Source organism: Ensifer sp. Root423, from assembly GCF_001426275.1.
Taxonomy (GTDB): Bacteria; Pseudomonadota; Alphaproteobacteria; order Rhizobiales; family Rhizobiaceae; genus Ensifer; species Ensifer adhaerens.
Map to the genome: position 1 here is coordinate 456,007 of NZ_LMEG01000045.1, position 15,838 is coordinate 471,844.

The following is a 15,838-nucleotide window of genomic DNA, read 5'->3' on the forward strand; positions in this document are numbered from 1 at the left end:
CCCGGATCGATGATCCGGGCCTGATGCATGCGAGAGCGACGCGTCTTTAGATGATGTCGGTCCCGACGATCTTGATGCCGAAGCCTTCGAGGCCGACATAGTGGCGTTCACGCGAAGCGAGCAGCCTGATGGAGCTGATGCCGAGATCCTTCAGGATCTGCGCGCCGAGGCCGATTTCCAGCCACTCGTTTTCGCGCGCCTGCGCCTCGTCGTGCGCTTCGCGCTCGTGCTTGCCCTTGCGCGCCGTCTGCGACACGCCGACGCCGACCGAGCCTTCGCGCAGATAGACGATGACCCCCCTGCCCTCATCGGCAATGCGCTTCATGATGCGGTCGATCTGGCAGTCCCTGCCGAAGACGTCGGCGCCGACATTTTCGAGATGCAGGCGAACCGGGATATCGACGCCGTCACGGATGTCGCCAAAGACGACGGCGAGATGCTGCATCGGATCCCAGGGCAGAGAATAGGAATGTCCCTTGGCCGGACCATAGGGCGTCTCGATATCGAAGGAGCCGCCATGCTCGATCAGCGTTTCCTTGCGCTGACGATAGGCGATGAGATCGGCGACCGAAACCTGCTTCAGGCCATGGGTGTCGGCGAAGCTCGCCACCTGCGGCCCACGCATGACGGTGCCGTCGTCATTGACGAGTTCGCAGATGACGCCGATCGGCGGCAGGCTGGCGAGCCTGCAGAGGTCGACGGCAGCTTCCGTATGGCCGGAGCGCATGAGAACGCCGCCTTCGCGCGCGACCAGCGGGAAAATGTGGCCGGGGCGAACGAAGTCCGTCGGCCCGACATTGGGATTGGCGAGGTTGCGTACCGTCAGCGTGCGGTCGTCGGCGGAAATGCCCGTCGTCGTGCCGTGCTTGAAGTCGACCGAGACTGTGAAGGCGGTGGTGTGCGCGGAATCGTTTTCCGCCACCATGGCGTTGAGGTTCAGGCGCTTGGCCTCCTCGCGCGGCATCGGCGTGCAGACGATGCCCGAGGTGTGGCGCACGATGAAGGCCATCTTTTCCGGCGTGCAATGCACCGCCGCGACGATCAGGTCGCCCTCGTTCTCGCGGCCGTCGTCATCGGTGACGACGACGATTTCGCCGGCCTCGAAGGCGCGAATGGCATCGACGACACGCTTCTGATCATAGGACATGGTGTTCTTCCCGAATTGTCTGGGCCGGTTGAAGCCGAATTACTTGAGGCGGCCGGTCTGGCCGCGGTCACGCAGGTAGTGATCGGCGATCGTGCAGGCAAGCATCGCCTCGCCGATCGGCACGGCGCGGATGCCGACGCACGGATCGTGGCGACCCTTGGTACGCACATCGACCTCGTTGCCGTCGCTGTCGACCGAGCGTCGCTCGGTGAGGATCGACGAGGTCGGCTTGATGGCGAAACGCGCGATCACCGGCTCGCCGGTGGCGATGCCACCAAGAATACCGCCAGCATGGTTCGACAGGAAGACCGGCTTGCCGTCAGCGCCGATGCGCATTTCGTCGGCGTTTTCCTCGCCGGTGATTTCGGCCGCACCGAAACCGTTGCCGATCTCGACACCCTTGACGGCGTTGATCGACATCAGGTTCGAGGCGATGTCCTGGTCAAGCTTGGCATAGATCGGCGCACCGATGCCGGCGGGCACGCCCTCGGCAACCACTTCGACGACGGCGCCGATCGAGGATCCGGACTTGCGGATGCTATCGAGATATTCTTCCCAGACCGGCACGATCTCCGGATCCGGTGCGAAGAAGGGGTTGTTGTCGACCTCGGTCCAATCCCAGTTGGCGCGGTTGATCTTGTGTTTGCCGATCTGCACGAGCGCGCCGCGCACGACGAGACCCGGCACGACCTTGCGGGCGACACCACCGGCAGCGACGCGCGCCGCGGTCTCGCGCGCCGAGGAACGGCCGCCACCGCGATAATCGCGGATGCCGTATTTCAGATCGTAGGTGTAATCGGCGTGGCCCGGGCGATAGCGCTTGGCGATCTCGGAATAGTCCTTCGAGCGCTGGTCGGTGTTTTCGATCAGCATCGAGATCGGCGTTCCGGTCGAGATCATCGTCTCGCCGTCCTCGTCGAACATGACGCCGGAGAGAACCTTGACCAGATCGTCCTCGCGGCGCTGTGTCACGAAGCGCGACTGGCCGGGTTTGCGCTTGTCGAGCCAGACCTGGAGTTCGGCGAGCGTGAAACGGATGCCGGGCGGGCAGCCGTCGATGACGCAGCCGAGCGCCGGCCCGTGGCTTTCGCCCCAGGTGGTAACGCGGAAGAGATGACCGAAAGTGTTATGCGACATGAAGGCAACCGACCCTAAGCAAGCAACGGCCGTACGTTTTGTACGCGGATGCCTTCTCTTAGTGGAAAGCCGGAGATGGGGAAAGGCTTTTGCGACCCGACGCGACCTCCTTCATCACGACGCCAGGCGCAAGCCGCGTTCGGTTGCAAAGGCGAGAAACTTCTCCGCGCTCAACGGCCGGGCAAATGCGTAGCCCTGCAGCACATCACAGCCCAGAATGCCGAGCATTTCGGCATGCGCCATGGTTTCCACGCCCTCGGCCACGGTCTCGATATTGAGCGAGCGGGCAATCTCGATAATCGAGCGCACCAACGCCTGCTCCCTGCGGGCGCTCAAAACCGGAACGACGAGCTGGCGGTCGATCTTCAACCGCTTCGGCTTGATCTTCAAAAGGCTGACGATCGAGGTATGGCCGGTGCCGAAATCGTCGAGTTCGATATCGATCCCGAGCTTCTTGATGCCCTCGATGTTGGCGGCGACGATATCGTCGCTTTCGTCGAGGAAGATCGACTCCACCAGTTCGAAACAGATCTGTCCGGGCGTGATGCTCATGCCTTCAAGCGAGGACAGCAGGTCGTCGTCCTGCAGCCGCTTGGCCGAAACATTGACCGAGATCTTGGGAACCCGAATGCCGGCCGCTGCCCATCGCATCTGATCGGTGAGAGATTTCTCCAGAACGAGACGGTCGAGCATCGCCGTCACGTTGAGTTCGTCGGCGATGCCGAGAAAACGATCCGGCGTCAATATGCCCTCGCGCGGATGCCTCCAGCGCACCAGTGCCTCGACGCCGCAAAGCGCGAGCGTCGTCGCATCGAACTGCGGTTGATACCAGGGTTCGAATTCGTCGCGCTCGATGCCTTCCAAAATCTCGTCGGCAATGCGCTTGGCGGTCACCACTTCCGCCTGCAGCACCTCGGTGAAGAACTGGTAGCGGTTCCGGCCCGCCTCCTTGGCGCGATAGAGCGCGATATCGGCGTTAACAAGCAGCTTGCGCGCGTCGATGTCGGCGCCATGCCCGACTGCCACGCCGATGCTGACACCAAAACGGCAGGGAAATCCGTTGTAGTCGACCGGCTGCCGCATCGCGGCAATGATCCGGTCGCAACGGGCAGCAAGCGTCGCCTCGCCCTGTTCGCCGGTAACGGCGACAACGAACTCGTCGCCACCGATGCGGGCAATGATGTCGCCCGACGATGTGTTCGCCCGCAGGATCTCCGAGGCATGGATCAGCATGGCGTCGCCGGCTGCGTGACCCAGGGTGTCGTTGATCTGCTTGAACCGGTCGAGATCGATATGAAGGATGGCGATGTCCTCACGGTCGCTGCCGGCGTCCAGGGTCAGTCGCTCCAGCGCCTTGTCGAGCATGCGGCGGTTGCCGAGCCCTGTCAGCGGGTCATGCAGTGCGTTGTGCTCGATGCGAACCCGGGCCTGCTCCAGCTCGGCGTTCTTTGCGTCCGCCATGGCCTTGGCCGCGCGCAACTGTTCCGTCATCAGCACGTCGTCGGTAACATCGAGCGCCATGCCGACGAATTTCCGTGCACCGTCCGGGGCGACGTGCAGCTTGCCGACCGAGCGGATGTGGCGAACCGTTCCGGCCGACAATATCACCCGCACCTGATGCACATAGGTTTCGTCCGCTTCGATGGCGCGATTGACCGCGTTGAGCGCCGGCTGCCGGTCATCGGGGTGCAGCGCTTGAAGCCATGTCTGCTCGTTGGTGGCGCCGTCGGTATAGACCAGCCCGTAGAGCTGATGCATGCGCTCGTCCCAATAGGCGACGTTGTTGTCGAGATCGGCCTCCCACATGCCGCAGCGATAGGAATCAAGAGCGAGGTCGAGACGTCGTGACAAGAGTTCTAGATCCTGTTCACGCTCGTAGAGACCCTTCAGCGCCTGCTCGAGCTCAAGGTTCTGCTGGTCGACCTGTGCCTTGGCCGCACTCAGCCGCTCGTTCTTCAGCACATCGTCGCTGACATCCCAGCTGATACCGGTGACCTTGGCGCGGCCATCGGCGCCGCGGTGGCTGGATCCGACATTGCGGATGTGGCGCACCGTACCGTCGTGCAGAATGACACGATACTGCGATCGGTACTCGAGGCCGTCATCGAGACTACGGAACAGCGCATTGGCGGCAATACCTATGTCGTCGGGATGCACGGTCGCGCGCCACTCGTCGTACGTGGGCTCGTCCAGATGCACCTCCAGTCCATGCAGGTGGAACATCCGGTCGTCCCAGGAACGCTGCTGGCTCTCTACGTCGATTTCCCAGATACCGATCTTCGACGCGTCGAGCGCGAGGTTCAGGCGGTGAGACAGCGTCATCACCTCCCCTTCCCGCGCCTTCAGCTTGGCGATGTTGCGCTGTCGCTCGTTGACGAGGCCGCCAGCCAGGAGGATCGGGATAACCACCACCGTGACGGCGACGGCGATCGCCAATTGGATGAAGATGCTGTTTTCGGGAAGCTGCTGCCATCCGCCGACGGGCATGGCCGCCAGCTCCCACACGCCGCCTGCTAGCTCCAACCGGCGGTTGACCGGCGCAGCGCGAAAAAGAGCGTCGTCGCCATAGAACGCATCCTGTATGCGGTCCGGCTCGGAAATATCGCGGATCGCCAGGTGAACGTCGACATGGCGGTGGTCCCGCGCCAGTTCCGGCGCCTCGCCGCCCGACTCGAGCAGGCGCGCGGCGCGGTACAGCGCCTTCTCGTCGAGTATGGCCTCGACGTAGCCCCAACGCTCCATGCGTCCCTGGATCTTGGAAAAGACTGGCAGGAACAGCTCGAAACCATTGCGACCGCTTGGCAACCGGATCGGGCCGATCATCACCGGCCTAACCGTCGAGGACGCGCGCTCGATGGCATGTCTTGTCGCGCCGAATCGGTTGAAGTCGCTGCCGACGAACCATTGCTGGCTCTCGCGCGGAAAGGCGATCCGCACGACGCCACCGGGCGCTGCCGAGGCGCGCACCATTTGCGGATTCTGCAGGAGGAGCTTCGTCGCCATGACGGTGAAATCGTCTGTTGTCATGGCCGGATGCACGCCGATGCTGTTGGCAAAACCGTTCAGCGCGGCAATGCTGGTGTTAACCTCCGATTGCAGGCGGTTGGCAATGAGGTTCAGTTCGTTCTCGACGTCGATCCTGAGGTCGTTCTGGAAGTTTTCACGGTTTTGCCGCTCATAGACATGCCCGCCCGTAAACACGACGAGGCCCGCGATCGCCGCCGGAATGAGCGAGGGTTTCGCAAATCTGGCGGCGGCCCGAATGCGCTGGCGCAGAACATCAATGATCTTCAATCTCTTCCCCTCGATCCCCAACCAAAGGTAGCGAGCGAGTCTTAAGATTGGCTTTCGTCACAATTCCTTGGCAAACCCTATAATTCATGGGGAAACCACCCCGCCGATACCCGGAGTTCGGCCCCTGCCCGCTTGAAAAATACGGTACCGCCGTCCAGTCTCCAGAGTTCGGATAGACCATCAAAAAAGCGGGGGCGTCCGGCCAAAAGCCACGCCGCAAGGCAATTTTTGCCACAATCGGGGATCAAAGGGGAGTGACAAGGATGTTCGCAGAAACGTTGAAGAGGGCAAGAAGAATGCGTTTTGTTATTGCCGCACTCATGGCCACCGCAGGGCTGCTCTCCCCCTTGTCCGCCCTTGCCGAAAGCGCCGACGTTGAAGCTACCATTACGGGTGTTGATACCGAAAGGCTGAGCCTGTCGCTTGACGACGGCAAGAACTATCAGGCGCCCGAGGAATTCAATTTCGAGGGCCTGAAGGCCGGCGTAAAGGTTCTCGTCTTCTACACGGAAGTGGACGGCAAGCGGGTCATCAACGATCTCGAAATCGTTCAATAGAAAGCGCGGCCTTTCCTACAGGCCGCTGCGCGGTTCGCCCGAACCGGATTTTCACATTTCTGGAAAATGACCTTTTATCGGATGCCCCTCGCGCGGGCATCCATGTGAAGCGCTTTGCGCGTCGCTGCGCCAATCTACGCCCTACGCTTCAGGCTATCAGACCCAGCCGATGGCATTGCCGGAGATGCGCAGAAGGCGGTCCTGCGGGATCGCCGCGGTCGCGGCCTCCTCGGCTTCCATTTCCCCGAAAAGCTTGAAGAGCACGCGAATGACGCCGCCGTGGCTGACGCAGACCGTCGGCTTCGTCACGTCCCTGAGCCAGGCGGCTATGCGCCAGGACAGAATTTCGTAACTCTCGGCATCCTCACCGGGCGGAATGAAGTCCCATTTCACCGCGCGCCGCTCGGCGATCCTCTGTGGCGCAGAGCGCTTGAGTTCTGGCAGCGTGTGCCCTTCCCAATCGCCGAAGGAAACTTCCTTGAGCCGCTCGTCGGTGCGGTAGGCGTCCGGATCGAGCCCCATGGCCCGCCGGACACGCTCCATGGTCTCGCGCGTGCGGCCGAGCGGACTGGCGACGAAGTCGAAATGCCGGGCATCGGCGCCGAGGATGCCTCCAAGCGCCACGCCGTTGCCGGTCGCCTGCTGGCGACCGAAATCATTGAGAGGGATATCCTTTTGCCCCTGGAGCCGGCTTTCGGCGTTCCAGTCGGTCTGTCCGTGACGGATCACATAGATCAGCACAACATGTCTCCGGGCAGCAGGCTGCCGAATCCGCCTTGGCGGTTCGGTCAGTCCTTGATCACGGAGATATCGGGCGCGTCCACAGCCTTCATGCCGACGACATGGTAGCCGCTGTCGGCGTGGTGCACTTCACCGGTAACCGAGCGCGACAGGTCCGAAAGCATGTAGAGGCCGACGTCGCCGACTTCCTCGATGGTGACGGTGCGGCGCAGCGGCGCGTTGTACTCGTTCCACTTGAGGATATAGCGGAAGTCGCCGATGCCCGAAGCGGCCAGCGTCTTGATCGGGCCTGCAGAAATCGCGTTGACGCGGATGTTCTTGGGGCCGAGGTCAACGGCGAGGTACTTGACGCTTGCTTCCAGGGCAGCCTTGGCGACACCCATGACGTTGTAGTTCGGCATGACCTTTTCGGCGCCGTAATAGGTCAGCGTCAGCATCGATCCGCCGTCCGTCATCAGCTTTTCAGCGCGACGGGCAACCGAAGTGAAGGAATAGACCGAGATCTGCATCGTCTTGGCGAAGTTGTCGGCCGAGGTATCGACGTAGCGGCCGGTCAGTTCGTCCTTGTCGGAGAAGCCGATCGCATGCACCACGAAATCGATCTTGCCCCACTTCTTCTCAAGCGCGTCGAAGACCGCGTCGATGGTGGCTTCGTCGCTGACGTCGCAATGGCCGGCCATGAAGCCGTCGATTTCCGCGAGCAGCGGCTCGACGCGCTTTTTCAGAGCGTCGCCCTGATAGGTCAACGCAACTTCACCACCCTGCGCGTGGATGGCCTTGGCAATGCCCCATGCGATGGAACGGTTGTTTGCAACGCCCATGATGACGCCGCGCTTGCCCTTCATCAGACCGGATGCCTGAGCCATGGTAAGTCCCCAATACTATTCCAGCATCGGCCGTCGCCGGTGCCAAAGATCAAAAATGTCACAGACGCCCCACGAGAACGGGTGCGGCAAAATGTCGAGAATTGCCTATGGCATAGCCGCAAGGGTGGTTCAAGCACGGCTGAGATCAGGAACTGTTAGTCCCCGTAATATTGGTTCAGTGTGTCAGCGAACTGTCACAAATGGCCTGTCACAGATAGAGGCCGTCGCGCTGCGACTTCATCAGATCGGTGATCTTGTCGTCGGGCGCCTCGGGCAGGACCAGCCGCAATTCGACCAGCAGATCGCCATGCGTACCATAAGCACCGGGCATCCCGCTGCCCGCAAGGCGGAGGACCTTGTCGGAGCCGGACCAGGCCGGCACGACCACCGTAACCTGCCCGACCGGGGTTTCGAGCACCTGTTCGCAGCCGAGCACGGCGCCCTGCAGATCGATCGGCAAGGTGGTCATGAGATCGAGGCCGCGGGCGCGGAACGTCCCGCCCTGGTCGACCCTGAGCGTGACGACGACGTCGCCACGGGTCATGCCGGTCACCCGATAGCCCTGCTCCGCCAGACGAATGCTCTGACCGTCGACGGCGCCCGGAGGGATCTGCACCTTCAGGCTTTCGCCGTCGGGAAGCTCGACGCTGAGGCGCTGGCGGCTGATCAGGTCCTCAATACTGACGGCGAGATCGACGGGAAGATCCGGGACCTTCTCGGCCGTCTTTGCCGCGCGACCCCGGATGCGCCGGACGATCGCCGCCACAAGCTCGGCGGCCGGTGCTGCTGCACGCTGCATCAGCGGAGTCTCTGTCTTGAGAGCGTTTTCCTGCTGCGGTTCGAGGGCTGGTTCCGGCTTGCTTTCGGAAGCCTGGGCCGGGCGCTCCGGCTCCTTTGCTGCCGCAGCCGGCTTGGGCGATGGTTTCGGCGTCGGCTTCGGCGATGGGCGGGCCGACTTGCTGCGGGTCTCCGCGCCGAAAATCTGTGAAATGGCGTCCTCGGCGGTCTCGGCGTCGACCGGCGCCTCTTCCTGAGGCCGCATCTTTGCCTTCATCGCCTCCATGCGACGAAGCTCGGCTTCGCGGCGCGCATAGTCGTAGCGGCTTCTGAGCTTCGGGTCGCGCAGCAGCTCATAGGCCTTGCCGGCTTCGGCAAAACGCTCCGCGGCGTTGGGATCGTCCTGGTTATGGTCCGGATGCACGGCCTTTGCCAGCGAACGCCAGGCGGCCTTGATTTCATCCTGCCCGGCATTGCGCCGCACCCCGAGGATCACATAGGGATCACGCATGGTTTCTACCATCTTCTCTGATCGGCGGCCTCTCCCTGATGCCCGCCTTTGCCCCGATTGCAGGCGCCATTGTCGCCCGTCCACTGAACACCGATGATCCGGAGAAGTTGCTAAATAGTGGTTAGCCACGCGGCCTCATGTGGCCGTTGAGACGGCAACGTCGGCCGTCATGCGCGCATTTGCCAAAACGTGGTTAATCACCGATTTCAACGGCTTGCGTCGAACGCTCCCTCAGGCGCGCGGGCCGAAGCTCGTCAGATACCAGGCGCCGTCGCCGCCCTGGCAAGTGCTGCCGTCGAACTTGGCGATGCCTTCGTAGGAATGACGCGTCGTGGTGAAGCGGCGGCAGAGCATGCCGCTGGCGCGGTCTTCCTGGATGCTGCTGATGACACCGGCACTGCCGGAGGTCGCATTGGCCCAGGGAATAGGATTGATGGCGCCGCTGTTGAGCTCGGCCGATGTCACGGCGTTGCGAACCATCACCGCATCGGAAAGGCCATCGGAGGTCTTGGCAACGGGAACTGTGCCCGTCGAAACCGTGCGGTCGACTCCGCTGCCGAAAAGGTCGAGGCCAGCCCCCATGCAGCCGGACAGCGCCAGGACCGGCAGGCAAATTGCCGCGCTACGCAGCAAGGCGAAGGAATACCCCTTCTTGGCGTCGATCCACTTTGCTATGTCTTGCACGGCAATCCTGTCAGACTCGCTGGAGCCGCACGTTTCTCGACAAGGTCAACATACAGGCTCCGACATTTTCGATGCGGAAACACCGGTCGGGCTCATCCCGAAGTATTTCCGCGCCAGACATCACGGCATTGGAACGCAATATGGCGGCGAATGAGTTAACAAGCGGTGACTTCACCGAATCAAATGAACCCTTTTCCCTGTTTGGCACATGGCTGAAGGACGCGGAAGGTAGCGAGATCAACGACCCGAATGCGGTGGCGCTCGCAACCGTCGATGCCGACGGACTGCCGAATGTCCGCATGGTGCTGCTTAAGGGTTTCGACGAGCGCGGCTTCGTTTTCTACACGAATTTCGAAAGCCAGAAGGGTGAGGAGATCCTTGGCGCCCGCAAGGCGGCGATGTGCTTCCACTGGAAATCGCTGCGTCGGCAGGTGCGCGTGCGCGGCCCGGTCGAGATCGTCACCGACGAGGAGGCCGACGAGTATTTCAAGAGCCGGCCGCGCGGCAGCCGCATCGGCGCCTGGGCCTCGAAGCAGTCGCGGCCACTCGAAGGCCGCTTCGCGCTGGAAAAGGCCGTTGCCGAATACACGGCCCGCCACGCGCTCGGCGAAATCCCGCGCCCAAGCTATTGGTCAGGCTTCCGCATCTGCCCGACGTCGATCGAATTCTGGCACGACCGCCCCTTCCGGCTTCATGACCGGATGGAGTTTCGCCGCGAGGCACCCGAAGGCGGCTGGGAAAAGGTGCGTATGTACCCATAAGCCGCGCGTCCGTCGCAAGAGAGGCGCCAGATGCAATCACGACGCTCGGCCATGCAGGTGGCCGAGCGGATCTTTTCTTTTGCCCGGCCCGAGCCGGGCATTTTCGTTGAGTGCCTATTGATGACGATCGATGTTCGTGACGCGACGCTCGACGATATAGCCGGTTGTCACCGCTGCCTCGATGACGTCGCCCAGGAAGGCCGCTGGCTTTCACGGCTAAGCGCACCACCCTTCGACGGATGCCGCATACATGACAGTCCTGCATCGCGCCCGGGCGCCCAGATCGTTGCAGTCGACGATCGCGTGGTCGGCTGGTGCGATATCCGGCTGGATGCCTCACCCGTTCGGCGCATGTCGGGACCGTGGGCATGGGGCTCCTCGGTAACGTGGGAAGGGAATTGGACGCCGCCGCCTGCAACTGGCGATGCAACGCGCTCGCGAACGCGGATTGGAACGCATCGAGCTTTCCGTCCTTCATGAGAACGCCGCTGCCCGGGCGCTCTACGCGCAGTTTGACTTCCAGATCGAAGGCCGTCGTGTTCGCGACTGGAAACACGACGGTGTCTACCAGGACAGCATTCTCATGGCTTTCGCCTTCAATTGACGTCGAAGCACTCGGCTGCCCAAGTCGCCTTTTCTAGCCGGCCGCCCGGCGGAACGGTATGCCGGAGGCCAGAGCCGAAACGTAGCGGGCGCGCTGGAAATGGCCGTTCAGAGAAATGCGCGGTAGCGCATAAAGGCTGGCTTGCGCGCGAGCGATGAGCGTGCCGGGCTGGGTGGTGACGGCCAGGGTGAAACCCAAATCGGCGACGATGCGGTGGTCGCGCTCGGATACCGCCGGCGCGTCGCCATAGGGATAGGCGAAAGTCTGGGGCGGCCGACCGGTGATCGCCTCGACGCGCCGCAGCGATCCCTCGATCTCCCGCCGCGCCTCAGCATCCGTCAGGCGCGCGACCGCGCGGTGGCTGATCGTGTGGGCGCCGAGGCTCGCGATAGGACTTTCGATCAGGCGCCGCAAACCGGCCTCGTCCAGTGTGAGGCGTTCGGTAATCGCCTGCGGATCGATGCCGCCATCGAGGGCTGCAGCGTTCAAGGAAGCGATCGCCTTTGCCTCATCATGGCCGTGAATGAACGCCGCAATGCGATTGAAGACGGCATGCCTTTCGGCCGCGGTCGACGCCTGCAATGTTTCTACGCCACGGCCGAAGTCAAAGCGCAGCTTCTCGCTCGTTGCGAGCATATCGGCAAGCGTCTCCCACCAAAGCGTATGGGTGCGATCGACGAACCCGCCGGTAACGAACACCGTGAATGGCGCCTGATGGCGCTGGAAGACCGGCAACGCGCGCTCGAGATTGTTCCGGTAGCCGTCATCAAGGGTAAAGCAGGCGACCGGCCCACCTTTGGCGGCCAGCGCCTCCGGCAAGTGTTCGAGCGGGGTGAAGCGATAGCCGTCGCGCTTCAGCGTCCTCAACGCGACATCGAGGAATTCCGGCGTGATTTCCAGGTGCGCATTGGGATCGAAGGCACGGGCAGATTTCGGCCGGACATGATGCAGGGTAAAGATCGCCCCCTGCCCGCGCGCGCTGGCAATCAGCCCGGCGCGGCTCAGCCCCCCCGCGACTTCCAGCCCACCGGCAATTGCGGCGCGGCGAACAATTGTCCTGATCATGCCCTTGATGGTCGCCCCCAAATCTGGCCCGCGAGGTTCCGGCGCGGACTAACAGCCTGGAAAGTTAACGGCGAGGGCGTTAAACCTTGTTGAACGGGGAGAGCGTTCATCGGCCATTTACCACAACCTCGAAAACAAGGTCGGCTCGCCACATTCCGCCCTAAAGTTGCAGCAAAGACACGGATCTTGTCACAAAACGAAACAGCTTTGCGCCTTGCCGAGGGCGCTACTCGACGGGGATCGATATGAAAACTTTGCGCTGCCTCCTGCTGGCGACCTTCGCACTGGCGCTCGGGACGGCGACAGCCGTCGCCGGAAGCGCCTCGCTGGTGCTCGATGCGCGCACCGGCAAGGTCCTCTCGTCTGAAAACGCCGATGTCCTCAATCATCCTGCCTCCCTGACCAAGATGATGACGGTCTATATGGCCTTCGAGGCGCTGAAGAGCGGCAAGCTTTCCTGGGACAGCAAGATCAAGGTTTCGAAGGCGGCGGCCGCCAAGCCGCCGATGCGGCTCGGCCTCAAGTCCGGCATGACGATCACGGTGCGCGAGGCGGTCCTCGGCATGATCGTGCGCTCGGGCAACGATGCCGCGGCAGCGATGGCCGAGAAGCTCGGCGGCTCCGAGGCGAATTTCGCCCGCATGATGACCGCCAAGGCGCGTCAGCTCGGCATGAGCAAGACCATCTTCATCAATGCCTCCGGCCTGCCTGCCAGCAAGCAGGTGACGACGGCGCGTGAAATGTCGACGCTCGCCGTGGCGCTGATGCGCGACTTCCCCAGGGAGTACCGGCTGTTTGCGACCGAAAGCTTCAATTTCCGCGGCCGCAAGGTGCGGGGGCACAACAACCTGATGTACCGCTACGACGGCATGGACGGCATCAAGACCGGCTACACCAATGCCTCCGGCTTCAACCTCGTCAGCGCCGTCAAGGACGGCAATCGCCGGGTGGTCGGCGTCGTTCTCGGCGGCAAGACGGCGCGCAGCCGCGACGCCAAGATGGCGGCCCTTCTCGATCGCCATGTCGGCAAGGCAGCCAAGGGCGGACGGCAGCTGGTGGCATCCAAGCGCGGCGGCAAGACGATTGAAGCCCCCGTCGAAGTAGCCGCGGTCGCGACATCCGAGGTTCCGATGCCCTACACCGCACCGCAGCGGGCCAAGCGGGATTCGGTTGCTGCCCTGATTACAGCGACATCGACGTCCGCCATCCCCGCGGAACGACCGACGGAGCTTGCCGAGATCGAAACGACGGCTGCAGTTCCAGCTGCGTCAGGCGGCTGGCAGATCCAGATTTCGGCGGCACCATCAGCCGAGGCTGCGCGCATGCTGCTGGCGCAGGCGCGCTCGGAAGCCGGTGCGCCGCTCGCGGGCGCCACGCCCTACACGGAAGCCGTCGGTAAGGGTGCCAAAGCGATCTATCGTGCCCGCTTCGTCGGCTTTTCGAGCCGCGACGCGGCAGCGGCAGCCTGCGATGCCCTCAAAGAGCGCTCCTATGACTGCATGATGCTGCCGTCGCGCGGCTGATTGGCCGCCGGCCTCAGAGCCTTCGTCACTCTTGCACGACGGCTCTACGGAAGCGGTTGGCGAGCCACCAGTCGCACTGCTCCTGGCTATAGCCAAGCAGCAGCCCCTCCTCGCGCTCGTCTTCTGCCGTCCATGGGCGCCAATTGCAAAAGAGCTGGTGGCAGCGTTGCCTGAAGCGCTCGAAACGCCACTCATCCCCCGGCAACGCATAGGTGAGGTAGAGAACCCTCTGCTCCTTCTCGCCACCGGTCGTTGTCGGGCACATCCGCGAGAACTCGAACATGTCCGCAAGCAAAGTTCCGTCGGCAACGTGCGGCGCGAACAACTCTTTGGTTTCGGCAAGCCAGGGCGACGCGGCATCGTCGCTGAAGAAGGCGAAGGGCTTGCGCCCTTCCAGCATCAGCGGAAGCTCATAGCCGGTGTGCACCAGATAGGGCACGGTATCGAACGCATGCGGCCGCCGAAGCTCAGCTTCCTCGCCTGTTTCTGGCAAGGCAAGCCCGACGGCCGACGCCAGCAGCGTCAGGTCGTCTTGATCCAGACGGTAGCAGGCATGATCCAGGAAGACGCCGTTGCGCAGGCCCAACGCCCGCGCGATCTCGGCGGCATCGCGATCAAACCTCAGTTCGTGCGTCGGTGTGGCGGTCTTCGGCGACAGAAAGGACAGCTTGAAGACCGCCATCGGACCTTACGCCTGCGTGCCGCCGACGGTGATCTGATCCATGCGCAGATGCGGCTGGCCGACGCCGACCGGTACCCATTGGCCGGCCTTGCCGCAATTGCCGATGCCCGTGTCGAGCTTGGTGTCGTTGCCGACCATGGTGACACGCTTCATCGCGTCCGGACCGTTGCCGATCAACATGGCGCCCTTCACCGGCGCGCCGATCTTGCCGTTTTCGATCAGGTAGGCCTCGGTGCAGCCGAAGACGAACTTGCCGGAGGTGATGTCCACCTGGCCGCCGCCGAAGGAGACGGCATAGATGCCCTTCTTGACCGAGGCGATGATTTCCTCCGGCGTTTTGTCGCCGGAGAGCATGTAGGTATTGGTCATGCGCGGCATCGGCACATGGGCATAGCCCTGGCGACGGCCGTTGCCGGTCGGCTGCATGCCCATCAGCCGGGCGTTCTGCCGGTCCTGCATGTAGCCGACGAGCTTGCCGTCCTCGATCAGCACGTTGTAGCCGGACGGCGTGCCCTCGTCGTCGATCGAAATCGAGCCGCGGCGGGCCTCGATGGTGCCGTCGTCGACGACCGTCACGCCCTTGGCGGCCACCTGCTGGCCCAGCAGGCCGGCAAAAGCCGAGGTCTTCTTGCGGTTGAAGTCCCCTTCCAGGCCATGGCCGACGGCTTCGTGCAGCATGACGCCCGGCCAGCCGGAGGCAAGCACCACGTCCATGGTGCCGGCGGGCGCATCGATCGCTTCGAGATTGACGAGTGCCTGGCGCAGCGCCTCGTCGGCGCCCTGCTTCCAGTTTTCCGCGGTGACGAAATCGCCGAAGCCGCGACGCCCGCCGGTGCCGAAGGAGCCGCTTTCCTGGCGATCGCCTTCGCCGGTGACGACGGAGATGTTGATGCGGGTCATCGGCCGGACGTCATGGACGCGGTGGCCATCGGCGCGAAGGATGTCGACGACCTGCCAGCTAGCGGCGATGGTCGCCGTCACCTGACGGACCTTCGGATCCTTGGCGCGCAGATAGGCGTCGATTTCCTGGAGCAGCGCGACCTTCGCCTCGAAGCTCGGTTCGCCGATCGGGTTTTCGTCGCCGTAGAGTTTCTTGTTGGTGCGCTGAGGGGCTGCGGCATAGGAACCGGCATAACCGCGCGTCACCTGCGCCACCGCATCGGAAGCACGGCGGAGCGCCGAAAGCGAAAGTTCGCCGGAATGCGCGTAGCCGACCGCTTCGCCGGCAACGGCGCGCAAGCCAAAACCCTGGTCGGTATTGAAGCTGCCGCCCTTTAGCCGGCCGTTGTCGAAGGAAAGCACCTCGGCCTGCGCATGTTCGAGGAACAGTTCGCCGTCGTCGGCACCGGCGAGCGTTTCCGAGAGAACCTTGCGGACCGTTGCCTCGTCGGCATCGAAGAGGCTCATCAGATCGGTGTTCATAGTGGCACGCTCCCGCGTCAGGAATTTCTATCGCCTCCATTTAGGAAGGCGGCGGGTTCAAGCCAAG

The 15,838-nt window shown here is 63.0% G+C and carries 14 protein-coding genes; 4 read left to right on the plus strand and 10 right to left on the minus strand.

What is annotated here, in order from left to right:
- Positions 1-46 precede the first annotated feature (46 nt).
- The 3 genes from ribB to ASD01_RS30890 all read right to left on the minus strand — a co-directional run bounded on the left by ribB (position 47) and on the right by ASD01_RS30890 (position 5,578).
- On the minus strand, positions 47-1,147 hold the full coding sequence (gene ribB, locus ASD01_RS30880) for a 3,4-dihydroxy-2-butanone-4-phosphate synthase (protein WP_034801216.1): 1,101 nt from the start codon (positions 1,145-1,147) through the stop codon (positions 47-49).
- 39 nt (positions 1,148-1,186) lie between these two features.
- Entirely contained in the window at positions 1,187-2,284 is a 1,098-nt protein-coding gene (aroC, locus tag ASD01_RS30885) for a chorismate synthase (RefSeq protein ID WP_034801213.1), read from the minus strand.
- A gap of 114 nt (positions 2,285-2,398) precedes the next feature.
- Positions 2,399-5,578, minus strand: coding sequence for a bifunctional diguanylate cyclase/phosphodiesterase (locus tag ASD01_RS30890; protein WP_051659576.1), 3,180 nt, complete (start codon positions 5,576-5,578; stop codon positions 2,399-2,401).
- A gap of 296 nt (positions 5,579-5,874) precedes the next feature.
- On the opposite strand from ASD01_RS30890, the gene ASD01_RS30895 reads away from it, so the two are divergent.
- Positions 5,875-6,135 carry a DUF1344 domain-containing protein gene (locus tag ASD01_RS30895; RefSeq protein ID WP_034801209.1) on the plus strand — a complete coding sequence of 87 codons (261 nt, stop codon included), beginning with the start codon at positions 5,875-5,877 and terminating at the stop codon, positions 6,133-6,135.
- A gap of 156 nt (positions 6,136-6,291) precedes the next feature.
- Here ASD01_RS30895 and ASD01_RS30900 read toward each other — a convergent pair whose 3' ends face one another.
- The 4 genes from ASD01_RS30900 to ASD01_RS30915 form a co-directional block, all read right to left on the minus strand.
- Positions 6,292-6,876 carry a histidine phosphatase family protein gene (locus tag ASD01_RS30900; protein ID WP_034801207.1) on the minus strand — a complete coding sequence of 195 codons (585 nt, stop codon included), beginning with the start codon at positions 6,874-6,876 and terminating at the stop codon, positions 6,292-6,294.
- Between the two features lie 47 nt (positions 6,877-6,923).
- Entirely contained in the window at positions 6,924-7,742 is an 819-nt protein-coding gene (gene fabI, locus ASD01_RS30905) for an enoyl-ACP reductase FabI (protein WP_034801205.1), read from the minus strand.
- Between the two features lie 208 nt (positions 7,743-7,950).
- Positions 7,951-9,042 (minus strand): DnaJ C-terminal domain-containing protein, encoded by a 1,092-nt coding sequence (locus ASD01_RS30910; RefSeq protein ID WP_034801202.1) that lies wholly within the window; start codon positions 9,040-9,042, stop codon positions 7,951-7,953.
- Between the two features lie 219 nt (positions 9,043-9,261).
- Positions 9,262-9,714, minus strand: coding sequence for an RT0821/Lpp0805 family surface protein (locus ASD01_RS30915; RefSeq protein ID WP_034801195.1), 453 nt, complete (start codon positions 9,712-9,714; stop codon positions 9,262-9,264).
- 71 nt (positions 9,715-9,785) lie between these two features.
- Here ASD01_RS30915 and pdxH point away from each other — a divergent pair, with 71 nt between their 5' ends.
- Positions 9,786-10,475 (plus strand): pyridoxamine 5'-phosphate oxidase, encoded by a 690-nt coding sequence (pdxH, locus tag ASD01_RS30920; protein WP_082566261.1) that lies wholly within the window; start codon positions 9,786-9,788, stop codon positions 10,473-10,475.
- 397 nt (positions 10,476-10,872) lie between these two features.
- Complete coding sequence (locus ASD01_RS30925; RefSeq protein WP_256385271.1) at positions 10,873-11,079, plus strand: GNAT family N-acetyltransferase; 207 nt, start codon at positions 10,873-10,875, stop codon at positions 11,077-11,079.
- Positions 11,080-11,112: 33 nt separating this feature from the next.
- Here the strand turns inward: ASD01_RS30925 and ASD01_RS30930 are convergent, their stop codons facing one another.
- A complete protein-coding gene (locus ASD01_RS30930; protein WP_034801463.1) occupies positions 11,113-12,144 on the minus strand; it encodes a polysaccharide deacetylase family protein in 1,032 nt (343 codons plus the stop codon).
- A 245-nt stretch (positions 12,145-12,389) separates the two neighbouring features.
- Here ASD01_RS30930 and ASD01_RS30935 point away from each other — a divergent pair, with 245 nt between their 5' ends.
- Positions 12,390-13,667 carry a D-alanyl-D-alanine carboxypeptidase family protein gene (locus tag ASD01_RS30935; RefSeq protein WP_082572958.1) on the plus strand — a complete coding sequence of 426 codons (1,278 nt, stop codon included), beginning with the start codon at positions 12,390-12,392 and terminating at the stop codon, positions 13,665-13,667.
- A 25-nt stretch (positions 13,668-13,692) separates the two neighbouring features.
- Here ASD01_RS30935 and ASD01_RS30940 read toward each other — a convergent pair whose 3' ends face one another.
- Positions 13,693-14,349: a hypothetical protein gene (locus tag ASD01_RS30940; protein ID WP_051659574.1), complete on the minus strand. Its 657-nt coding sequence runs from the start codon at positions 14,347-14,349 to the stop codon at positions 13,693-13,695.
- Positions 14,350-14,355: 6 nt separating this feature from the next.
- A complete protein-coding gene (tldD, locus tag ASD01_RS30945) occupies positions 14,356-15,771 on the minus strand; it encodes a metalloprotease TldD (RefSeq protein WP_034801178.1) in 1,416 nt (471 codons plus the stop codon).
- Positions 15,772-15,838: the final 67 nt, after the last annotated feature.